Genomic DNA, 19,009 nt, shown 5'->3' on the forward strand with positions numbered 1-19,009 from the left:
CTTCTCCTGGTCGATCGGCTCGGTGCCGGTCGCGGCGTTCACGCGGCACCTCCGGCGGGTAGTGCGGGTGTGCCGGGGCGGAACGGCAGCACCGGCGCGGGGCGGCGGGCCGGGTCGGGCGAGGGGGCGGTGACGAACCGTTCTAGGGCCTTGATCGCGTCATCCGGAACCCACGCGGCGCGCACGCGCAGGGGCTCGCGGACGCCTTCCCCGAACAGGTAGCCGACACCGGGTTCGGACTCGCCGATGCGGTTCGCCCACGCACCCCGGTCGTACGCCTGATCGCCCAGGACCATCCCGACGTGGCTCTTGGAGGCCACGCGAAGGCAGATGCGGCGCGGGAACAACTCCCGCACCGGGACAGTGTCCTTGGTCGGCTCCTGCACGTAACCGCGGACGGTGAACCCCAGCGCCCGGCCCTGGGTGGTCAGCAGCGCGATGCGTTCGGTGATGGCCTCGCGGGTCTTGCGGTCGCCGACGTAGCGGAGCAGGGCGCCGATCTCGTCGAACTCCACGATCTCCAACGGAGTCTCGGTCGTGATCGGGACGAGGCGGGTGGTTCCGGCGTGCTCGCGCTTGCGCGCTTCCATCTGCTCGACCAGGTCGTCGAGCAGGGCCAGGGCGTCCTTGCTGGTGACGGCGTAGCGGTGGAACACGTCGCGGCCGTAGGCCAGTTCCATGCCCTTCGGGTCGATGCCATTGACCCGGACCAGGCCGTCGCGGATGGCCGGGGCGATCGACAGCAGGGGCGTCCACATCAGGGAGCCCTTGCCTGCCCCGGTGGCGCCGCCGATCAGGGTGTGGCTACCGCGGATCGACTGCCGCCACGGTGTGCCGTACTCGGTAGCTCCGGACAGCACCCGGTCCAGGTCGATCGCGTCCCCGGGGAGGCCGGCCATGGCGTCGAGGTCGGGTGCGGTGACGACGGCGTCGAGGAGGTTGCGGCGCTGGTAGTCGATCGACACCACGTTCGGGCTCAGTTCGCGGACCTGGCAGCGGTTCACCCCGCGAGCCACCGCGAGGGCGCGGGCGGCAGTGTCGAAGTCCTCCGGGGTCTGCCCGGCGACCAGACGGACCTTGACCTCGTCCCACGAGGGTCCGGAGCGGACCGAGAGGATGCGGGGGAGCTGGTCGCGGCGCGGTCGCTCCCGGGGGGCGGTGGCGGTGCGGCGCAGCGGGTTGACCTGGATGACCGTGGCCCCGCCGCGGTCGGGGACCGTGAGGCCGACCGAGCGCAGCCAGCGCGGCATCCGGGGTGCGTAGACGAGCCAGCGCTGCCACCAGGAGCGCAGGTGACGTCCGGCCCAGTGGTCGAACGAGGGCAGCGACGTGACCCGCCACACCCCGAGCACGACCGTCACGGCGGTGAGGGTGAGTAGCAGCGACAGCCAGCCCCACCACCAGCACCACGCCGATACCACGGCAACTGTCGTAGTGGTGCGCCAGTGCCGGACCGCCCACACGACCGCGAGGACGAGGCCCTTGGCGGCGAACCAGAGGGCGAGGAACACGACCGCGGCGGTGGCGAGGGCTTCCAGGACCTTCGCGAGGTAATGGCCGATCTTGTAGAGCAGGTAGACGGTGACCGCGGCCAGGGCGCCGCCGACGGTGAGGATCTGGTTGACCGACAGCGGCACATCGGCCGGTGAGGCAGCAGCGGTGATCACTTTCGGCCTCCCTTGCCACGGGCGGTGCGGACGGTGGACAGCGGGACCAGTGCGAGCTGGTCGAGGTGATCGGCGCACCGGCGGCGACGTGGGTCGGGGCGCTCGTGGAGCGGTGTCCGGCAGACCTCGCACCGGGTCGGGCGGGTCGGCTTGGTGGCGTTCATGCGACGTCACCTCCGGCGGCCGGGGTGGTGGTGATGGTGAGCCCGGCGCGGTGCAGAGTCCGGCGCTCGCCGGGGGTGGTACCGCCGGTGATGCCGTAGCGCCGGGCCGGGTCCTCCGTGGCGAGCGCGTCGGCGAGGCAGGCGGCGCGGACCGGGCAGCCCCGGCACACCCGACGTGGTGTCTCGACCGAGGCCGCGCGGTCGTCGACGGGGAAGAACAGCTCGGTGTCCAGCCCGGCGCACGCGGCGTCATCCCGCCAGCGGACATCGGTCGTTGCGGCGGTGGGGTCGGTGATCGGGACCAGCCGCAGCACCGGCCGGCCCTGGCTCGGGGCGCTCATCGGGCCACCGCCGAGGTGTCCGGGAGCCCGGGGGCGGCGGGGTCGGTGAGGCCGAGGTCGGCCCAGTTGGACATGGCCCCGGCGACGTCGGAGGTGGGTCGGCCGTCGGCGAGGGCCTGCCAGTCGTCGGCGGTGTCGGTCCAGTAGCGGGCCTGGCGCTCGTTCTCCATGACCGCGGTGACGACGGCCTGGACGTAGACGACCGGCGCGTAGTTGGTGGCCGTGTCGCGCTGCAGAATGGCCCACCAGCGGGCCCGGCGGGTGTGGAGCTCGGCGAGCCGACGGGCCCGGGCGGCGTGGGCGAGCAGGTCCCCGGCCGAGGGTCGGGCGGTGTCGCGGATCGCGCGGCTGGTGCGGCGGAGGCCGGCTTCGACGAGACGGGCCACCGGCACGACCTGGGCGTCGGTGGGGTCGGTCGTGGTGTGGGCATGACGGGGTAGGGAGGTGTGCATCTACGCTCGGTGTCCTTCCGAGTCTTAGTGCCTGGCAGGGCTACGAGGGGCGAGGAAGATCGGAGGGGAGCCCGCTACGGACGGGCTTCCCTCCACCTGACGCGGTGGGTGAGTGGCAGCTCAGGCCGCGTCCTGGTTCTTGCCCGGGGCCGGGCGCTGGTGGCCGGGGGCGCGCATCCCGGCGGCGCGGAAGCTGTAGGCGACGCGGGGCCGGCCTCCGGTCTCCTGCACGTACGGGGTGACGGTGAGGCCGTCGAACTCGACCGGGCGGAACGGCAGCCCTGCGGCGGCCTCGGGCGGGACCGGCTGGTGCGGTGCCGCGATCTTCACCGTGACCGTCTTGTCGGTGCGGCGGGCCTCGGGGTCGGCGTCGAGGACCGAGACCGACCACACCGGCAGCCCGGTCTCCTTGTCGGTCTGCTGGACCGGGCGGCCGGGGGAGGACTTGTCGAAGTCCCGGACCGGCTCGACCTCGGACACCACGAACGCGCCGTGGGGGAACACGTCGCCCATCGCGACGGGGAACTTGTTCTTGATCGCCATGACTGGCGCCCTCCTCGGGTTGCTCGGCGACACGGTCGGGTGTGCCGAGGTCAGACCGACGGAGCGGACTTGCCCGCCCCTGTTGCGGACTAACAAGTCCTACAATGAGGCGAACTAGTCCGGTTGTCAAGGACTAGGAAGTCCTACGACGATGGGGTGCGTGGAAATGGGCGAAGTGATCCGGAGGCGTCGAGCGGATCTCGGCATGTCGCAGGCCGACCTGGCGCGGGTGGCCGGCGTCGACACCCGGCAGATTCGTCGCTACGAGGCGGGGGAGCAGCAGCCGCTGCTGTCGGTCGCGTTGACCATCGCCGACGCCCTCGGGGTGTCGGTGAGCGAGCTGGCCGGCCGCGCGCCCGGGCGCGTCTCGCTGAGTGGAGACTGGTGGGCGTCATGGCAGACGACCCGCGACGGCGTCGAGAAGGTCGCCACGCAGCCTGTGCGCATGCGTCAGGAGGGCGACCTCGTGCACATTGCCGCAACTCAGCGTGGACTCAGTCAGGCAGAGGGTGGCTATTTGTGGTCAGGCGAGCTGCGCCTCTGGGACAACCAGATTCTCACCGGCTGGTACGCGGCGGCTGACGGGGCTGTTCGGTCGAAGGGCACGATGTTTCTGGCCATGCACCCTCACGGAATCGAGTTTACCGGTCGATGGGTGGGGCTCGGCTACGACGACAATATTATGACCGGTTGGGCAACCATGGGTAAGACTGCTAAAGATTCTGAGCGGGCGATGTCTGAGCTTGTGGCAGTGCGAGGCGGCATCGCATGATCACCGGCGGGCAGATTGAGTTGTGCGAAGTCGTTGTCACCGCGCCTGACCCGGAATGGCTGTACGAATTCGCCAGATCTCTCGTGGCTGATCGACTGGCATCTAATGCACACAATTTTGAGCCAGTGCGATCTGCGTACCGGTGGGACGGTGAATTGCGCGAACGCACCGAGGGGCGTGTGGCGCTGCATACGAGACGGTCGCTTGTTGCGAGGATAGTAGAGCGCGCCGAGAAAGATCACCCTTATATGGTGCCGAGCGTGAGTGCTCGTCCCATTTATGACGGTAACCCGCGTTATCTTGAGTGGATTGCGGCGGAGACCCGGCAGGGCTGATCAGATCCTTCTCTCCTCTAAAACGGAGTCGGCGGAGAGACGTTCTTGCAGCTCTTGCTTGACTCCGACCGGTTGCGAGCTACTCCTCATCCCGCAGGTCGCCTTGCTCTCCCTTGACCTCGATCTCCTCGAGAGTGTAAGCCCGTTTTGTCGCCATTGAACTTCCTCGTGCGACCTTCTCGTGTACCGCAAAACGCGCTGCAACTGTCAGCTCGCGATCAGAAATAAGTGATGCCACGGTACGTGACAGGCGCTCCGGCACGGATGCTCTAAACGTCTTTCCGGTACGGGGAGCGAACGAGAGGCGCGACGTCGACCATTCCCAGCCATCGACAGTGCCTGTGATCGTCGTATACTCGACTTGATCAACGGTTTCGCTTGCAGTGCGACGCAGACGTTTGGCTGCCGCGAGCCCCATATTTACCTGTACCGTTCCGTTCCGCGAGTCGCTCCAGCTGCCGGAAACTTCGTACTCTGCATCAGCTGTGGCTTTCGCGAATTGCGCGACTGATCTACGAGATGCGGGATTTAAGTCAAACATGGCTGCGCTCAGCTCTGAGGACGTGGGGTCGTCGTCGGCTGCCGCAATAGCCATTAGGGCAACTAGCTTCCGTAGGCCGTCTACCTCGATACGTTCCGCGGCCATGTCGAGTGCGGCTCCGCTATCAGCGGAAATCTGTGGGGCTGATATTGTGAGTAGAACGCTCCCGAATCCGGGTGTAACCCGAAGGGATCCCGAGAGTTTTCCAATCCCCGCGATGCTTTTTGCCAGCTCCTTGACTGCTTCGTCTAAATAGCGAACGAAGTTCGAAAGTGGTCTAGCTGAGGTTGAGTGGCCGATAACGTCGCCGCCATCGAGATGTAGTTCTAGTGTCGCAGGCGGACCAACGACAGCTTGCGAAAGCTCTTCGCGTCGTTGGAGCATGAGCGGCAGCCCCGGGTAGTCAGATGGGACGCGCCGCAGGAGCTCGTCGTAGGCGGCAAGATCCGCTTGCGGGCTGGCCACCTCGCCCCGCCTCCGCGGCCCAGCGCGCCGAAAGGTGGGCCGGTCGACACCCGACACGCTCACCACCTCACCTCTACGAAGCCCTTCGCGTCCTCCACCATCTTGCCCCGCCCCGATCGATCCCGTGGTCCAACCTCGAGACGAGACCAAACCGTAAACCAGTGATCCAGTTCGTCCTGGGCTGTTGCTGTCCAGCGGGCCTCTTCTGCATAGAACGTCACAAACCGGAAGTCCGAGCGATGGTCGGCAGCCGTCCCGCCACGTTCGTATCGGGCATTCCGAAGAACGTGGGTTGCGTCCAGCCACGCTGCTGGGCTCAGGCCGGTGGCCTCGCGGCTGGCGGCGGAACGATCACCGTCGATCAGGACAACGACGTCGATGTCGTTCGGGTGCTCCCGGGCGGTCACGAAGGAGCCGTTGATCCACGCCGCGTAGATCGGTATGCCTGCTGCCTGGAGCTCAAACAGGCGAGACGAGGCGAGACTCAGTAGCGACCGTCGATGATCTGTCGTCCCGAACGTGCGTTCGACTTCCTGCCAGGTCGCTGGCCACGGCTCCTCGGACCACGGCAGGACGAACTGCTGCTCGTCGTCTTCGCTCACGACCAGCTCAGGCAGCACGCCCGCGCCTTTCCAACACGTCCACGGATATGGAGTCGTGCACGAGCGGTGTCTTGTTAGCCACGGGCAGCGATCGGGTTCTCCGTGCCCAGTAGTGACGCACCTCACCGGACGTGCCGAATCCGCCTCTAGGGGATCAAGGCGCCGCCTCCGGCGGCGCGGGGCCGGCCACGCCGGCCCCGCCGCTTCGCTCACTACACCTCCGGCCCGTTCGCGGCGTCGGGTCCGGCTACCCGGCCCCACTGCCACGGGACGAACGCCTATCCCGGAGGCATTCAGCGAGCCACAGCACGGCTCAGGTCGTCCAGCGACGGTGCTCCAGCCATCCCAGCTGCGGATCGGTAGACCCGGCACGACAGACCCGCTCCGGGCGAGACCTGCTCGGCGAACGGATCGGCGCCATCGATCACGACCGTCGGGGAACCCGCGAACGCCGGGATCGAGCCCACCGTGTCCTCGGTGACGATGCGGACCGCGATCGGAGTGTCCTCATGTCCGGCGTCGTCGAGGGCCTGGCGCAGACGCTCGAAGGTCGGGCGCTCGTTCGGGCAGTCCGTCACGACCAGAAGCTCAACGCGCATCTCTACATGGTGCCCGGCGCGGGTAGCGACACTCCCGGGCCAGCAGCGGTTCAATCGTTGCGGCCCATCCGGATCAGGTTCCCGCTCGGGTCCTTCACACTGAACTCGATCATTCCCCACGGTTCGACCACGACGTCGCTAACCGGCAGGCCCTGCGCCTTCAGGCGGGCGTGCCAGTCGTGGGGATCGGGAATGTGGATGTAGACCGCCGCGGCGTTGTGCTCCGGGTCGAGCTCGGCCCGCAGATCCAGATGCAGCACCTCCGCGTCGCCGAACATGACGAACGCGTACTCCGGGCTGTACTCCTCGACCTGTAGGCCCGCACGGGTCCAGAACTCCCGGGCTGCCGGCATGTCGTGCACCGGGAAGATCGGCGTGATCGATGGGCGGTTCGCCAGCCGACCGGCCATGCCGTGCACACAGCCGCCACACACCGCGATCTCGGGGTGATGGCTCAGCCGCGCCACCTCGTCCGGAGGCTTCGGAGCGCCGCAACACCCGCACGTCACCGTGGTCTCCTGCGACACGTTGGTCATGTCGGCCCCCTTCACGAGTCCGCCGAGCGTAGCGGGCAGACGGGCATATCCGGCACGGCCTCACAAGATTGTCGCCCTCGAAGAGATGGTGGGCGCTGCCCACACCCGACACCGCTTCGGAGATCAGGGGGAGTGTGGCGTGGGTGGTGATCTCCTCACGGCGCGCCGAGACGGCAGCCAGCCCGAGGGGCGGGGCACAAGGCGGGACTGAGTACCTTGCACCCCGCCCCTCGGCCCGGCAGGGGCAAGCCCGCGCCGCGAGGAGATCACCACCAGGCAGGGGAGTGGGGTAGCGAACCCCGCGCGACCACCCGCTAGCTTGGCGTCGATGGCACCAGATCTGCCCGACTTTAAGAAGATCAATGCTGCTGTCGAAGCCGCGGGACAGGTTCGTGGACGACACTTCACCGAGTGGGTCCCACACCTTGACGAGCTGCGGAAGCAGCGACGAGACGACGAGTCACTGACTCTGCTGCTGGAGATCATCGCTGCCGCTGAACGGGCCGCCGCGATTAAGACCATGGACCCTCCGCCTGGGTACACGAAGCGAGCCGCCGTCATCTACCGGCGCCAACGCGACCACCTCGCAGAGGTCGCGATTCTCGAGCGATACCTCCGAGCGTGTCCACCTGGTCGAGGCGATACCACTGTGTCCGAGCGCCTCGCCAAGGCAAAACAACTCGCCGACACGGCGTAGCCGTCACCCGCACCGTTCGTCGATCCCCGTGCCGAATACGTGCTGAAGTTTGTGACCGGACCGACCGGGCGACGGAACTATTGCAGGTCAGGGCCATCGAACAGGGTGCGCAGGGCCTCCCCTTAAAAGGGTCACAGTGTGGGTTCGAGTCCCACCGAGGGCACACCACCCGGACCAGCAGAATCAGCCCCTGATCAGCAAGAACGAATTCGGCGTCGGCGCCCTGTCCGACTGTGTCCGGCCCGTACCGTTGCTTAGCGGGTGTCCGTGCCGAATACGTGTCGAAGTCTCAGCCACGATCGGGCTCTCCGAGGCCTCGGTGAGAGCTACTCCGCGGCGCCCACTCCGCCGCCGGCACAGACGCCCAGACCGAGCTGCTGGCCTACCTCGATCGTCAGGCCTGGTTGCAGGCAGGATCCGCCGGTTCGTCAGCTCGGCGTCGACCCGCTCGCCGAGGCCGACGCGTCCCCGGTGGGCACGTAGAACGCGGTGGTGGCCTCGACCGCGGCCGCGACGTGGGCCGGTTCGCCGCCGCCGGCCAGGTGGGCCTCGCCCCAGGCCGCGGCGCTGCGCCGGCTGAACTCGTGTCCGGTGGGCGATGCCGGGAACTCCTCGTGGTCGAGGACCACGCCGTCGTCCAGGAACCCGGCGAGGGTGAGGAGGTGCAGGTCCCAGCCGACGCCGCCGGCACCGGGGCCGAAGGTGGGGAACATGGGCTCCCCGACGGCCGCGGCGTGGACCAGTTCGAACTCGGTATCCCCGGCCGGGCCCGGCGACAGGCGCACCTCGACCTCGCTCGTGCCCGGCCACTCGTCGGCCCCGGGCCCGAACATCCAGGACACCCGCAGCAGGCGCGGCGGCTCGCAACGGAGGATCTCGCCGTGCTCGCCGCCGTCCAGCTCGAATGCTCCGCCGAGACGCAGGTCGCCGGTCACCGGCTTCATCCAGCGGCTCAGCCGCTCGGGGCTGGTGATGGCGTCCCACACGTCGTCGGGGTGCGCGTCGTAGCGGCGCCTCAGCTCCATCGTGTAGGCCTCGCCGGCGGGCAGGGTCGCCGTGCCCATCTTCCGGCGGGCGGCGGCCAGTTCGTCGAGTACATCCTTCATCGTCATGTCCCCTTCGCTGATGAATCGGGTTTGTCTGCATCGGTGCTGGACTCGGCCGGTCGGGTGGGCTCGTCACCGGCCTGGTTCCGAGCTGCACGTCGGCCCCGGGCCAGCTCGGTCCCCAGAGCGTCGAGGCGCTGATCCCACAACCGGCGGAACCGGTCCAACCACGCGTCGACCTCGCTCAGCGGCGCGGCCTCGACGGCGTAGAACCGGCGTGCGCCCGCAGCCCGCACCGACGCGAACCCGCTGTCACGCAGTACGCGCAGATGCTGTGAGACAGCGGGCTGGGAGAGTCCGAACTCGGCCCGGATCACGTCCGTGATCGCGCCGGACGTCCGCTCGCCGTCGGCGAGCAGCTCCAGAATTCGTCGCCGTACCGGGTCGCCGAGGATGTCGAACGCGTGCACGAGGGAAGTTGTACCGGTGATGACTTATATAAGTCAATCCCGGTATTACTGTGCTGCCTTCGGTTCGTCGTGGTGCGCGGGGCACCGTCGGCGAGGCCCGGATCAACCGTCGTAGCGAACTCGTATCGACGTTCCGGCCCTCGAAACCCGAATCCTCGGGTGGTGCGAGCCCTATCGTCGGGCCATGCCCGATGGATTCCGCGTCATCTGCGAGATCGAGCCGCCGACGAGGCCCGATCTGAAGCACGCACGCCACCAGATCGGTGTCCTGAGCCCGGTGTCGGACTCGTTCCTGATCCCCGACAACCACATCGGTCGCGCCACGGTGTCGAGCATCGCGGTGGCCAACGAGGTCCAGGCCATGGGCGGGAGCAGCATCGCCTGCGTGAACTCCCGTGACCGCAATCTGCTCGGCTTCCGGCGGGATCTCCTGACCGCCGCCGCCTACGGGGTCGACCAGTTCCTCTTCGTCCAGGGCGACAAGCCGTCGGTCGGAGATCGCACCGGGGAGCTGACCGTCCGGGCCATGATCGAGGAAGCGCGTGCGGCGACCGACCAGGCTCCGTTCGCGGGCGTCGAGCCCTTCCGGCTCGGGGTGACCGCCGGTCATCGTCGTCGGATGGCGGGGTGGAAGCAGGCGGCCGACTTCATCTTCGTCCAGGTCGGCTACTCCGTCGACGCGTTCCTGCGGTGGCGCGAGGCGAACCCCACCGACCTGCCCGTGTACGCCGGCGTCATGGTTCTCGCGAGTGCCGGGATGGCGACGAGACTGCGGGCCTCGATCCCCGACATCGAGATCCCCGACGACCTCGTCGACCGTGTCGCGAGCAGCCCGGCCGCAGGCGTCGACGCGGCGTGCGAACAGATCCAGGCGCTGCGTGGCACCGGAGCGTTCGCCGGGGTGCACCTCGTTCCCGTCAGCCGGTTCCGGGAGGTGGCGGCGCAGCTCGAACGATGGTTGTAGCTCAGCCCGCGCCGACGTTCCGCGCACCCGGCTCCTCCGCAGGCGCGACGGCGATCCGGGGACGGGGCGCGACGGGCCTCGATCAGGTGCCGGGTCGAGCGTGCGACCGGCGAGCCCTCGGCGCGGATCGTCTCGGAGATGCGGCGCAGTACCGCCTGGCAGCGGATCCTGCGGCGGGCGCCCCGTTCGATCCGGCGGGATGGTTCCTGACCAGCCTCGCTGCCGGTGCCGGGGCGACGACGTCCGACGTCAGAGGGCTGGACGGTAGGTCAGCTGCACTACTCCGAGCGGGTAGGTCGTCGCGTCGATCAGTTCCAGATCCGCCGCTGCTACGCCGTCGGTGAAGAGGCGCTCACCGGAGCCGACGATCGCCGGGTCGAGCGTGATCCGGACCTCGTCGACCAATCCGGCGTCCAACAGGGAGCGGGTCAACGTGCTGCTGCCGTGAACGCCGATCACGTCCTGCTCCTTCTTGAGCGCCGCGGTCTCCTCGACGGGGTCCCCGCGCAGGACGGTGGTGTCGCCCCAGGTCGCGTCCGTGTCGGTCAGGGTGCGGCTGACCACGTGCTTCGAGATCGCGTTCGTGGCTCGCGCGATCGGATAGTCGTCGCCCTGGGTCGGCCAGAACGAGGCGAACTCGATGTAGGTGGTGCGGCCCATCAGGGTCGTGCTGGTCGCGTCCATCTCCTCGAGCAGACGGTTCATGCTTTCGTCGGAGACGAAGCGGGGGTGCCAGACGTCGGGGTCGGTGACGACACCGTCGAGGGTCATGAAGTGCGATGTGTACAGGAAGCTCATGGAGATCGGCCCTCGCCTCGGGTGCAGGTTCATCCATAGAGACTTCGTCGGCAGCGAGAAGTCATCGTCGGAGGGCGGCGTGAACCGTCGGCGAACTCGGCCCATCGAAGCCCGAACAGGGGCCACCATCCAATCGTCGGCCGCGAACGCACGGGTGTCACCTCCACCTACCTCCGCACGCGGAAGCGGAGCATCGTCACCGGTCCCGACCGGCTGTCGCCGATCGGTTCGAGGTCGATCCGCCCGATGCCCGGTGTGGAGAACCGGACACCGTCGCCGAGGAGCACCGGCAGGACGTACACGAGAACCTCGTCGACGAGACCGCGGTGCAGGCACTGGCTCGCCAGGTCCGCCCCGAGGATCTCCAGGTTCTTCCCCTGAGCGGCGGCGCGCGCGGTGGTGACGGCGTCCGAGAGGTCGGAGGTCAGGAACGTGACCCCGGGGTCCGGCTCGTCCGGCGGCCGGTGGGTCAGGACGAACACCGGCCCTCCGTCGTAGGAGGTGTCCTCGGCCGACATCCGCCTGCTGACGTCGTAGGTGCCACGACCGATCAACATGGCGCCGGTGGCCTCCATGACCTCGGGGAACGCGTACTCCGTCGCGTACTCGATGATCCAGTCCATCGCGTGGTCGGGTCCGGCGATGAAGCCGTCCAGCGACATCGACCTGTTCACGACGACCTTGCCCGGCCCGGCATCGGAATCACTCATGCAGGCCAGACCGTGCACACATCACGAACTCATCGCCGCCGGCGAGGAATCGGGCCCGATGTCGGCGTCCTCCGGTCCGCAGCAGGCCGCCCGCTGCGTCAGGCCGGGCCCGCGGGCTTGCAGACGGCGCAGGGGTCCGCCCTCTTGCCGAGGGTCGTGCCGTCCGCGAACTCGTGCGGGAAGTCGGCGCGCGGCCGGCCGCACAGGGTCTCGACGGCGTCCGGGCCCTCGACGACATGTGTCTCGGCATTGGGATGCCGGGTCAGGTCCGGCTTCCCCGCATAGATCCTTCCGGCACGCATGCCCGGGTAGTCGGACAGGACGTACTTCGAGGCCACCACGATGCGCGACACGGAACCGAGACTAGAAGTTCTCGCTCCGCGAGACCATCCTCGACCCACCGCGCGGGGGTCGTGACCTCCGGTCGAACGCAGTGGGGTGTCCAGGATCCGCGTCAGCTGCGCGACGCGGTTCCCACTGGTCGGCCCAGCCGGGTTCCTCGATATCGCCTCCCAAGAGAAAGTGCCCGGTGCGGGGCTCGAACCCCCGCACCGGGCACCGTCCTGCGACCGGTCGAGCCGGCCGTCACGGCCTCAGATCGCGTTGACCTTGGGCATGATGTCGTTCTTGATCCGCTTGAGGTCGTCGAGCGTCTTCGAGACCGGGACGTCGGCGAACGGCGGCCAGATGAGGGGCATCGTCATCCCGGCCTCCTTGTAGGCCTTGAGCCGGTCGGTGACCTGCTTCTCGGAGCCCACCAGCAGGTTGGACGCGACGCCGTTGACGGTCTGGTCGGTGTCCTCGTCGGTGATGACCGTCCAGATCATGCTGCTGATCTCGAGGTCCTTCGACCGCTTCGGGCTGCCGATCTCCTCGAACTGCTCGTCGATCGCGGTGAGCCAGCGCGCGAGACCCTCCGGCGAGTCCTGGATCCCGATCCAGCCGTCGAGGTCGTACTTGGTGATGCGCTTCGCCGAGCGCAGCGGGTCCTTGAGCCCACTCATGAAGATCGGCGGGCGCGGCTGCTGGAGCGGCTTCGCGCCGAACCCGCACAGCTCGAAGTCGGCGAACTCGCCGTGGTACTCGAAGTGGTCGTTCTCGGCCGCCCAGACGCCCTGCAGGATCTCGATCGTCTCGCGGACGTGCTTGTGACGCTTCGGGAAGATGTGCGCGGCGCTCGCGGCGGCGAACTCCTCGGGCATCCAGCCGGACCCGAGGCCGACGTTGAGGCGGCCGTTCGACAGGTGGTCGATGGTGGCCAGCTCCGCGGCGAGCACTCCGGGCGAGCGGAACGGCGTGTCGATGATGCTCTGGCCGATGCGCACCTTCGAGGTCCGCGCGGCGAGCCACGGCAGCAGCGGGTAGCCCTGGAACCACTGGCCCCGCGACGTGACGGGCAGAGCGTTGGGGAGCCCGTCCATCATGCCGAAGGAGTACTGAAGGCCCTCGTGGTCCGAGACCTCGGGGACGACGATCCGGTCGAGCGTCCAGACGGAGTCGAAGTCGAGCTCCTCGGCGAGGTCGGTGAGGTCCTCGAGCTCCTTGATCGTCACCTTGTCTCGGAAGTTCGGCAGGTACAGAGCGAGCTTCATGGAGAACGGCCTCCTTGCCGTACAGATGTGAGGTGCATTCGCCGAGGTCACACGACACGTTGGCGCGCCGTGTCGGCCGATCACATGTGACGGAGATCTTAACCGGAAGTCGATTGCCCTGAGAACCCCGCAGAGACCCACCCTCATCCCGTGGGCGAGGTCGACGACGCGCACCGGCAGACCGCCCACCCGCTGCGCCTGGACTGGGGCCCGACGGGCGCCGAGGCGATCGGTCCGGGCTGTGACGTGGCGGTCGTCGTCGACGTGCTCAGCTTCACCACGACGCTCACGGTCGCCGCGGACCGCGGCATCACCGTCTACCCCTACCGATGGCGCGACGGGACCGCCGCGGCCTTCACGCGCGACCGGGACGCGGGCGCGCGTGAATTCGACCAGTCGAGGACCCGCGTCCCGGACAGGGTCAGCCACTTCGACGGCTCGCCCGCCCACCGCAGCGCCGGATCGGAGTCACGGAGCCGGTCGGCGAGGGCCCCGCTCAGCATCGGGACTCCTCGGCGAGCCGGGCCGCGCAGCGTGCGATGCCGTCGCGGATCATCCGTCCGTAGCCGTCGTCGTCCAGTCTCCCGACCGTCTCCCGTGCCCGGTCCAGGTGCTCCTGCGCACGGTCCCGGTCGCCGCGGCGGCGGTGGACGTCGGCGAGGTTGAGGTGCAGCGACGGGTAGAAGCCCGCCAGGTCGAGCGACGGATGGTGCCGGCGGGCCCGCTCGGGGTCAGTCCGGTGGGCGGCCTCCAGCGCGCGGAGGTCCCATCGGAGCTCGGAGTCGAGGTCGGTCTGGACGTCGGCCGCGTAGTGGGCCAGCACGCAGCGGTGGAACGGGTCTCCGTCGGGTCCGATCCGGTCCCAGATCGCGTCGAAGCGCTCGCGGGCCGCCGCCGCGTGCCCGCCCTGCGACAGCTCGACGGCAGTGAGGATCTCGGCCATGACGGCGTCGGGCTCGTCGGTCATCGTCGGCGCTCCTCACCTCGGTGGGCGCCGACGATAGGACGGGGCACCGACATTTCCGCCCCTGATGCTCAGCCGGACGACCGGCCGTCGATACGGGGGAGGTGCGCCGCGAACCAGGCGACCCAGCGTCGCTGACCACGGGTCTCCACGGCTCGGGGCCGGTAGTTCCGCCGGGTCCAGCCGACGGCGTCTCCGGGCGGGTGACCGGCGAGGACGGCCATGCAGGAGAGCGCCGTCCCGGTCCGGCCGACGCCGCCCCCGCACGCGACCTCGACGCGGCCGCCGTCGCGGGCGAGGACGTAGGCGCGGGCGATCGCGGCGGCGGCCCGCTCGTCGTCGCGGGGTGTGCGGAAGTCCGGCCAGTCGACCCACTCCGACGGCCAGTCCGGTAGCCACCCGGTCCTACGCCTCCCGATCGGCACGAGACCGAACAGCGTGGGACGGAGGCCGTCCGGCGGTCGTCCGGGATAGAGACCGTGGTCGGGGAGCGGGCCGTCGGGCACCGGCTCGCGACGGCCGCGACCGCGGACGGGCGTCCCGTCCGGCAGCCGGATCGCTCCGGTCAGGGTGGCGTCGCGGGTCACGACCGGAACGTGCCCCTCAGCCGCCGGGACGGCGCTCGCGCTCGGCGAGCAGGCGTTCGGTCGCCTCGCGGATCTCGGCGTCCGGCACGATCTCGGTGCCCTGCGCCGTCACCAGGATGACGTTGGGGAACAAGGACCGGGTCAGGTCCGGGCCGGCGGTGGCGGAGTCGTCGTCGGCGGCGTCCCACAGGGCGTTGACCGCGGCCGACACCGCGCCCGCGCGGTCCGCCGACGGGGAGTGGCGCTTCTTCAGAGCACCCTTCGCGAACACCGAACCGGAGCCGATCGACTCGTAGCCGGTCCGGTCGCGCACGGCGTTGCCGGAAGCGTCGAAGGAGACGATCCGGAACGCCTGCTCCGGGTCCGGCTCCGCCGGGTCGTGACCGACGAACAGCGGGATCGCGACGAAGCCCTGCATCGCGGCGGGCAGGTTCTCCCGGACGATCGTCGACAGCCGGCGGGTCTTGCCGCCCAGGCTGATCGGTGCGCCCTCGATCTTCTCGTACTGCTCGACCTCGGCGGCGAACATCTTCAGCATCGACAGCGCGTGCCCGACCGAGCCGGCGAACCCGGCCGCGGAGAAGTCGTCGACCACCAGGACCTTCTCCAGGTCCTTCTGCGCGATCTCGTTGCCCTGGGTCGCGCGGCGGTCCCCGGCCAGCAGGACGCCGTCGGCCCAGCGCAGGGCGACGATCGTCGTGCCGTGTGGGGCGCGCAGGTCCTGGGTCACCCGCAGCGACGGGTCCCGCGGGAGCGCGCCGGGCAGCATCTGCGGTGCGTTGTCGCGCAGGTACTCGAGGAACGAGGTCATGCGGCGGCCGGGGTCGTGCGCATCGCGGGTGCTTCCTTCGCGTCGGGGGAGTCGCCTCCGATCCTGCCCTCGTGACCCGTCCCGGTCCACCCGCCGGGTTCCGCGGCGCGCGCGGATCTTGCAGACTCGACCACGTGACGCAGCCGAGTGGGCCCCGGGCGCGGGCCGAGGAGTTCTGTACGCGGTTCGGTCTCCGGGTGCCGGTGGTGTCCTCGCCGATGGCCGGGGCCTGCCCGCCGGAGCTGGCGATCGCCGTCGCCGAGGCCGGCGGGATGGGCGGGGCCGGGGTCCTGCAGGACTCCCCGGAACGGATCGCGGACTGGATGCGCCGGTTCCGCGAGGGCTCGGACGGGGCGGTGCAGCTCAACCTGTGGATCCCGGACCCGCCGGACGACGACCCGGCCCTGATCTCCACCGCCGCCGGGTTCCTGGACGGGCTGGGCACCGCGGGCGAGGTCGGCGGCACGGCCCCGGACTTCGCAGAGCAGTGCGCGGCGATGCTGGCGGCCCGGCCCACCGTCGTCTCCTCGATCATGGGGCTCTACGACCCCGCCTACGTCCGCGCCCTGCACGACGCCGGCATCGCCTGGTTCGCCTGCGCCACCACCCTCGACGACGCGCTCGCCGCCCAGGAAGCCGGCGCCGACGCCGTCGTCGCGCAGGGGATGGAGGCCGGCGGGCACCGCGGCAGCGTGGACCCGGCGGCGGCCGAGGCCACCGAGGTCGGGCTGTTCGCGCTGCTCCCGCGCCTGGCCGACCACCTGCGGGTGCCGATCGTCGCCGCCGGCGGGATCGCCGACGGGCGCGGCGTCGCCGCCGCGCTCACCCTCGGGGCGAGCGCGGTGCAGGTCGGGACAGCGCTGCTGCGCGCCCCCGAGACCGGCATCGCGAAGGACTGGTCCGCGGCCCTGGACGGCCTCGCGCCGGAGGCGACCGTGACCACCCGCGCCTACTCCGGGCGGCTCGGACGGGCCGCGCCGTCGGACTACGTGCTGGCCTGGCGCGAGCCCGGGGCGCCCTCGCCCGCGCCGTACCCGCACCAGCGCCGGCTCGTCGCGCGCTACCGCGCCGGGGAGCCGGGCCGGGTGGACCGGGTGAACCTCTGGGCCGGGCAGAGCGCGGCCCTGGCCGTCGAGGAGCCGGCCGGCGAGATCGTCGCGCGGATGTGGCGGGAGGCCTGCGACCTGCTCGGATGACGGGCAGGCTCAGGTGGGGGAGAGCCGGTAGCACAGCACGCGACCGTGCTCGGGGTGGTCGGGCGCGAAACCCAGACGCTCGGCGATCCGCGCCGCGGGCTCGTTCGACGGGTGGGTGAGCACCACGATCGGCAGCCCGGGCCCGGCCGCGGCCGCGTGCTCCAGCGCCCGGCGCGACAGTTCGGTGGCCAGGCCCAGTCCGCGCACGGCGGGGTGCAGCCGGTAGCCGAGGTTGAGCAGGTGACGCGTGCCGTCCGAGGCCAGGGTCAGCCCGCCGAGACCGACCACCGGACCGCCGTCGCGGGTGCGCACCGTCCAGCACCCGAACCCGTGGCGCCACCAGTGGATCCGGTGCCCGCGCACGGCCGCCCGCGCCTGCCGGGGTGTCGGCGGGGTGGAGAACGGGTGCTGTGACGGGTCGAGGTCCAGGGCCACGAGCGCGTCGCGGTCCGCGCGGGACGTGCGGGTGAGTCTCAGACGGCCGGTGCGGAGCTCTGCGGGGTAGCGCGGCACGCCGACCAGTATCGGGCGTGGGCTCCGTCACCCGTCCCGCGGCTCGGCCACCATGTCGTCGAACTCGCCGGCCTTGGCGCCGTGCACGAACGCCGAGATCTCGGCCGGGGTGTACACCAGCGCCGGGCCGTCGGGGTCCCGCGCGTTGCGGACGGCGACGTCACCGTTGTCGAGCAGGGCGAACTCGACGCTCTCGGCGTCCGGTCCGCCGCCGGAGCTGCGGCGCCACGTGACCGGGCCGAGCGCGGCCGCCGGGACGCCGTTGGGCTGGCCCACGAGTACCTCCGACCATCGTCCGCGGGACGCCGAGGGGCACCCGATTCGTCGCGCACAGTAACAAACGACCGTGCATCCGCTCTTGCATCCGCCGGATGCGTTAGCCACGATGGAGCAGAGTCGAGGGAACGGGGAGTACGTCAGATGCGCCGCTACGCCCGATGGAACCCGTCACCGGGTGACCCGTCGTGAACGGCGGGGCAACCGGTCCGGCGTCCGGCCAGGACCTCGTCACGCTGACGTCGGTGCGCGACAACCGTGCGCACATCGTCACCGAGGTCGAGCTCTGTTCGTCGCACGCGGCGCGGATGGGGCGCTACGAGGCCCTGTGCGGGCACCTCATCTCGCCGGCCCCGATGGTGGAACCGGACGGCGCGCGCTGCGCCCGCTGCGCGGAGCTGGGCGGTATCGGCCGGGCACCCGAGCGCTCGTCACGCCGGGGCCGGACCCGCGGGCTGGGCCGTCGTCTGCTCACCTGAGCCCGGGCCCGAGTCTGAGTCCGAGCCCGGTCAGGACCCCGGCGGGGATCAGCGAGCCGGCAGCTGCGGGTCGCGGTCGCGCTTCGACAGCGGTCCCCGGGTCCGCCGGCGCAGCCAGCCGCGGGCGGTGTGCAGGACGCGGCTGAACCCGTTCGGGCCTCGCCGGCGCTCCACGATGTCGCCGAGGCGGCCGAGGAGCCAGGCCAGGATCGGGGCGCCGATCGCGAACAGCAGCCACATCCGCAGCCGCCGGGAGAAGAAGGCCCACATCGGAAGCTCGTACCTTTCGCCGACCGGCCGGGCCACGACGAACGGCCCGGGCCCGCAACTGTAGACGGAGTGTCTGCTCCTCGACGGTGACCGGCCCGGCCCGTGCTCGTTGGACCACCGAGGGGGCAGTGATCCGGGGGGATGCCCACGAGCGATCCGGTCGCGCCGGCGACCGGGGGAGACGGAGGCACCGTGCCCGGACTGTTCGGACTGGACGGCACGTCGACGGTGGTGCTGATCGCCGTCGTCGTCCTGGTGGTCGTCGCCGCGCTGAGCCGGCCCGGGCGCCGGGCCGCGGCGGCCGGGATCGCCGCGGTCGGGCGATGGCCGGGGCTCATCCGCTCCGAGCTGCGGGGCGCCGCGCCGCTGGACCGCGACGCCGTCACCGACACCACGCCCGACATCCCGCCGGTGACCCGGGGACTGCCGATCGTGGAGCGGCCCGACCGCGGCCGCCGGGCCCCCGGCTCCGACCTGCGATGATCCTCACCGGACGAGGGTGCCGCCCCGTCCGGCCGACGCGGTAAATTTTCTTTTACCAGGACGGGAACCACCGGCGGGTCCTCGACGTTGAAGAGGACAGAGACCCGTCACCATCGGTGTCTCGCCGCACGTCGAG

The 19,009-nt window shown here is 70.2% G+C and carries 28 protein-coding genes and 1 tRNA gene; 8 read left to right on the forward strand and 21 right to left on the reverse strand.

The window, feature by feature from the left end; genetic code table 11:
* Positions 1 to 38: 38 nt before the first annotated feature.
* The 4 genes from EV383_RS03865 to EV383_RS03880 form a co-directional block, all read right to left on the reverse strand.
* Positions 39 to 1,667, reverse strand: a complete 1,629-nt coding sequence (locus tag EV383_RS03865; protein ID WP_423213627.1) for an FtsK/SpoIIIE domain-containing protein — start codon at positions 1,665 to 1,667, stop codon at positions 39 to 41.
* A gap of 160 nt (positions 1,668 to 1,827) precedes the next feature.
* Positions 1,828 to 2,172, reverse strand: a complete 345-nt coding sequence (locus tag EV383_RS03870; RefSeq protein WP_130288639.1) for a WhiB family transcriptional regulator — start codon at positions 2,170 to 2,172, stop codon at positions 1,828 to 1,830.
* Positions 2,169 to 2,624 (reverse strand): hypothetical protein, encoded by a 456-nt coding sequence (locus tag EV383_RS03875; RefSeq protein WP_130288640.1) that lies wholly within the window; start codon positions 2,622 to 2,624, stop codon positions 2,169 to 2,171. The genes EV383_RS03870 and EV383_RS03875 overlap by 4 nt, the downstream gene beginning before the upstream one ends.
* 120 nt (positions 2,625 to 2,744) lie before the next feature.
* Positions 2,745 to 3,167 carry a plasmid replication, integration and excision activator gene (locus tag EV383_RS03880; RefSeq protein ID WP_130288641.1) on the reverse strand — a complete coding sequence of 141 codons (423 nt, stop codon included), beginning with the start codon at positions 3,165 to 3,167 and terminating at the stop codon, positions 2,745 to 2,747.
* Positions 3,168 to 3,333: 166 nt separating this feature from the next.
* Here EV383_RS03880 and EV383_RS03885 point away from each other — a divergent pair, with 166 nt between their 5' ends.
* Together EV383_RS03885 and cutA are read left to right on the forward strand one after the other, a co-directional pair.
* Entirely contained in the window at positions 3,334 to 3,939 is a 606-nt protein-coding gene (locus EV383_RS03885) for a helix-turn-helix transcriptional regulator (protein ID WP_130293819.1), read from the forward strand.
* Positions 3,936 to 4,274: a divalent-cation tolerance protein CutA gene (gene cutA, locus EV383_RS33040; protein ID WP_130288642.1), complete on the forward strand. Its 339-nt coding sequence runs from the start codon at positions 3,936 to 3,938 to the stop codon at positions 4,272 to 4,274. The genes EV383_RS03885 and cutA overlap by 4 nt, the downstream gene beginning before the upstream one ends.
* A 79-nt stretch (positions 4,275 to 4,353) precedes the next feature.
* On the opposite strand, the gene EV383_RS03895 is transcribed toward cutA, so the two are convergent.
* The 4 genes from EV383_RS03895 to EV383_RS03910 form a co-directional block, all read right to left on the reverse strand.
* A complete protein-coding gene (locus EV383_RS03895; protein ID WP_130288643.1) occupies positions 4,354 to 5,280 on the reverse strand; it encodes a hypothetical protein in 927 nt (308 codons plus the stop codon).
* A 59-nt stretch (positions 5,281 to 5,339) separates the two neighbouring features.
* Entirely contained in the window at positions 5,340 to 5,900 is a 561-nt protein-coding gene (locus EV383_RS03900; protein WP_130288644.1) for a DUF6932 family protein, read from the reverse strand.
* A gap of 275 nt (positions 5,901 to 6,175) precedes the next feature.
* Entirely contained in the window at positions 6,176 to 6,481 is a 306-nt protein-coding gene (locus EV383_RS03905) for a hypothetical protein (RefSeq protein ID WP_130288645.1), read from the reverse strand.
* A 50-nt stretch (positions 6,482 to 6,531) separates the two neighbouring features.
* The gene (locus EV383_RS03910; protein ID WP_130288646.1) at positions 6,532 to 7,017 is read right to left on the reverse strand and encodes a VOC family protein; all 486 of its coding nucleotides are present in this window, start codon (positions 7,015 to 7,017) and stop codon (positions 6,532 to 6,534) included.
* Between the two features lie 328 nt (positions 7,018 to 7,345).
* Here EV383_RS03910 and EV383_RS03915 point away from each other — a divergent pair, with 328 nt between their 5' ends.
* Positions 7,346 to 7,714 (forward strand): hypothetical protein, encoded by a 369-nt coding sequence (locus EV383_RS03915; RefSeq protein ID WP_130288647.1) that lies wholly within the window; start codon positions 7,346 to 7,348, stop codon positions 7,712 to 7,714.
* A 91-nt stretch (positions 7,715 to 7,805) separates the two neighbouring features.
* Positions 7,806 to 7,882 (forward strand) — tRNA-Leu (locus EV383_RS31015).
* Between the two features lie 260 nt (positions 7,883 to 8,142).
* Here the strand turns inward: EV383_RS31015 and EV383_RS03920 are convergent.
* Complete coding sequence (locus EV383_RS03920; protein ID WP_207223426.1) at positions 8,143 to 8,820, reverse strand: SRPBCC family protein; 678 nt, start codon at positions 8,818 to 8,820, stop codon at positions 8,143 to 8,145.
* A gap of 2 nt (positions 8,821 to 8,822) precedes the next feature.
* Positions 8,823 to 9,230 (reverse strand): ArsR/SmtB family transcription factor, encoded by a 408-nt coding sequence (locus EV383_RS03925; RefSeq protein WP_130288649.1) that lies wholly within the window; start codon positions 9,228 to 9,230, stop codon positions 8,823 to 8,825.
* 184 nt (positions 9,231 to 9,414) lie between these two features.
* Here EV383_RS03925 and EV383_RS03930 point away from each other — a divergent pair, with 184 nt between their 5' ends.
* Complete coding sequence (locus EV383_RS03930; RefSeq protein WP_130288650.1) at positions 9,415 to 10,194, forward strand: methylenetetrahydrofolate reductase; 780 nt, start codon at positions 9,415 to 9,417, stop codon at positions 10,192 to 10,194.
* 249 nt (positions 10,195 to 10,443) lie between these two features.
* Here EV383_RS03930 and EV383_RS03935 read toward each other — a convergent pair whose 3' ends face one another.
* From EV383_RS03935 to prcB, 8 genes are all read right to left on the reverse strand, one after another.
* A complete protein-coding gene (locus tag EV383_RS03935) occupies positions 10,444 to 10,992 on the reverse strand; it encodes a dihydrofolate reductase family protein (RefSeq protein ID WP_130288651.1) in 549 nt (182 codons plus the stop codon).
* A 167-nt stretch (positions 10,993 to 11,159) separates the two neighbouring features.
* Entirely contained in the window at positions 11,160 to 11,702 is a 543-nt protein-coding gene (locus EV383_RS03940) for a dihydrofolate reductase family protein (RefSeq protein ID WP_130288652.1), read from the reverse strand.
* 98 nt (positions 11,703 to 11,800) lie between these two features.
* Entirely contained in the window at positions 11,801 to 12,055 is a 255-nt protein-coding gene (locus EV383_RS03945; RefSeq protein ID WP_130288653.1) for a hypothetical protein, read from the reverse strand.
* Between the two features lie 240 nt (positions 12,056 to 12,295).
* On the reverse strand, positions 12,296 to 13,294 hold the full coding sequence (locus EV383_RS03950) for an LLM class flavin-dependent oxidoreductase (protein ID WP_130288654.1): 999 nt from the start codon (positions 13,292 to 13,294) through the stop codon (positions 12,296 to 12,298).
* 323 nt (positions 13,295 to 13,617) lie between these two features.
* A complete protein-coding gene (locus EV383_RS31020; protein ID WP_165438228.1) occupies positions 13,618 to 13,797 on the reverse strand; it encodes a hypothetical protein in 180 nt (59 codons plus the stop codon).
* Positions 13,791 to 14,261 (reverse strand): hypothetical protein, encoded by a 471-nt coding sequence (locus EV383_RS03960; RefSeq protein WP_130288655.1) that lies wholly within the window; start codon positions 14,259 to 14,261, stop codon positions 13,791 to 13,793. Before EV383_RS03960 ends, EV383_RS31020 begins: the two co-directional genes overlap by 7 nt.
* A 68-nt stretch (positions 14,262 to 14,329) precedes the next feature.
* On the reverse strand, positions 14,330 to 14,845 hold the full coding sequence (locus EV383_RS03965) for a protein-tyrosine phosphatase family protein (RefSeq protein WP_130288656.1): 516 nt from the start codon (positions 14,843 to 14,845) through the stop codon (positions 14,330 to 14,332).
* A gap of 16 nt (positions 14,846 to 14,861) precedes the next feature.
* Positions 14,862 to 15,656 carry a proteasome subunit beta gene (prcB, locus tag EV383_RS03970; protein ID WP_130288657.1) on the reverse strand — a complete coding sequence of 265 codons (795 nt, stop codon included), beginning with the start codon at positions 15,654 to 15,656 and terminating at the stop codon, positions 14,862 to 14,864.
* Positions 15,657 to 15,790: 134 nt separating this feature from the next.
* On the opposite strand from prcB, the gene EV383_RS03975 reads away from it, so the two are divergent.
* Positions 15,791 to 16,852, forward strand: coding sequence for an NAD(P)H-dependent flavin oxidoreductase (locus EV383_RS03975; protein WP_242622879.1), 1,062 nt, complete (start codon positions 15,791 to 15,793; stop codon positions 16,850 to 16,852).
* Between the two features lie 9 nt (positions 16,853 to 16,861).
* Here the strand turns inward: EV383_RS03975 and EV383_RS03980 are convergent, their stop codons facing one another.
* The gene (locus tag EV383_RS03980; RefSeq protein ID WP_165438229.1) at positions 16,862 to 17,365 is read right to left on the reverse strand and encodes a GNAT family N-acetyltransferase; all 504 of its coding nucleotides are present in this window, start codon (positions 17,363 to 17,365) and stop codon (positions 16,862 to 16,864) included.
* Between the two features lie 27 nt (positions 17,366 to 17,392).
* Entirely contained in the window at positions 17,393 to 17,641 is a 249-nt protein-coding gene (locus tag EV383_RS03985) for a DUF397 domain-containing protein (RefSeq protein WP_130288659.1), read from the reverse strand.
* A 188-nt stretch (positions 17,642 to 17,829) separates the two neighbouring features.
* Between EV383_RS03985 and EV383_RS03990 the strand changes: the two genes are divergently transcribed.
* On the forward strand, positions 17,830 to 18,120 hold the full coding sequence (locus EV383_RS03990; protein WP_130288660.1) for a hypothetical protein: 291 nt from the start codon (positions 17,830 to 17,832) through the stop codon (positions 18,118 to 18,120).
* A gap of 48 nt (positions 18,121 to 18,168) precedes the next feature.
* Here EV383_RS03990 and EV383_RS03995 read toward each other — a convergent pair whose 3' ends face one another.
* Complete coding sequence (locus EV383_RS03995; RefSeq protein WP_130288661.1) at positions 18,169 to 18,390, reverse strand: hypothetical protein; 222 nt, start codon at positions 18,388 to 18,390, stop codon at positions 18,169 to 18,171.
* Positions 18,391 to 18,582: 192 nt separating this feature from the next.
* On the opposite strand from EV383_RS03995, the gene EV383_RS04000 reads away from it, so the two are divergent.
* Positions 18,583 to 18,873 (forward strand): hypothetical protein, encoded by a 291-nt coding sequence (locus EV383_RS04000; RefSeq protein ID WP_130288662.1) that lies wholly within the window; start codon positions 18,583 to 18,585, stop codon positions 18,871 to 18,873.
* The last annotated feature ends 136 nt before the right edge of the window (positions 18,874 to 19,009 follow it).

The sequence above is a fragment of the Pseudonocardia sediminis genome, assembly GCF_004217185.1.
Classification (GTDB): Bacteria; Actinomycetota; Actinomycetes; order Mycobacteriales; family Pseudonocardiaceae; genus Pseudonocardia; species Pseudonocardia sediminis.

Coding starts and splice junctions, on each gene's coding strand:
- cutA (WP_130288642.1), top strand. CDS start 3,936: ATGATCACCGGCGGGCAGATTGAGTTGTGCGAAGTCGTTGTCACCGCG.
- EV383_RS03950 (WP_130288654.1), bottom strand. CDS start 13,294: ATGAAGCTCGCTCTGTACCTGCCGAACTTCCGAGACAAGGTGACGATC.
- EV383_RS03910 (WP_130288646.1), bottom strand. CDS start 7,017: ATGACCAACGTGTCGCAGGAGACCACGGTGACGTGCGGGTGTTGCGGC.
- EV383_RS03930 (WP_130288650.1), top strand. CDS start 9,415: ATGCCCGATGGATTCCGCGTCATCTGCGAGATCGAGCCGCCGACGAGG.
- prcB (WP_130288657.1), bottom strand. CDS start 15,656: ATGACCTCGTTCCTCGAGTACCTGCGCGACAACGCACCGCAGATGCTG.
- EV383_RS03905 (WP_130288645.1), bottom strand. CDS start 6,481: ATGCGCGTTGAGCTTCTGGTCGTGACGGACTGCCCGAACGAGCGCCCG.
- EV383_RS03935 (WP_130288651.1), bottom strand. CDS start 10,992: ATGAGCTTCCTGTACACATCGCACTTCATGACCCTCGACGGTGTCGTC.
- EV383_RS03875 (WP_130288640.1), bottom strand. CDS start 2,624: ATGCACACCTCCCTACCCCGTCATGCCCACACCACGACCGACCCCACC.
- EV383_RS03995 (WP_130288661.1), bottom strand. CDS start 18,390: ATGTGGGCCTTCTTCTCCCGGCGGCTGCGGATGTGGCTGCTGTTCGCG.
- EV383_RS03940 (WP_130288652.1), bottom strand. CDS start 11,702: ATGAGTGATTCCGATGCCGGGCCGGGCAAGGTCGTCGTGAACAGGTCG.
- EV383_RS03885 (WP_130293819.1), top strand. CDS start 3,334: ATGGGCGAAGTGATCCGGAGGCGTCGAGCGGATCTCGGCATGTCGCAG.
- EV383_RS31020 (WP_165438228.1), bottom strand. CDS start 13,797: ATGCTGAGCGGGGCCCTCGCCGACCGGCTCCGTGACTCCGATCCGGCG.
- EV383_RS03920 (WP_207223426.1), bottom strand. CDS start 8,820: ATGAAGGATGTACTCGACGAACTGGCCGCCGCCCGCCGGAAGATGGGC.
- EV383_RS03960 (WP_130288655.1), bottom strand. CDS start 14,261: ATGACCGACGAGCCCGACGCCGTCATGGCCGAGATCCTCACTGCCGTC.
- EV383_RS03915 (WP_130288647.1), top strand. CDS start 7,346: ATGGCACCAGATCTGCCCGACTTTAAGAAGATCAATGCTGCTGTCGAA.
- EV383_RS03880 (WP_130288641.1), bottom strand. CDS start 3,167: ATGGCGATCAAGAACAAGTTCCCCGTCGCGATGGGCGACGTGTTCCCC.
- EV383_RS03870 (WP_130288639.1), bottom strand. CDS start 2,172: ATGAGCGCCCCGAGCCAGGGCCGGCCGGTGCTGCGGCTGGTCCCGATC.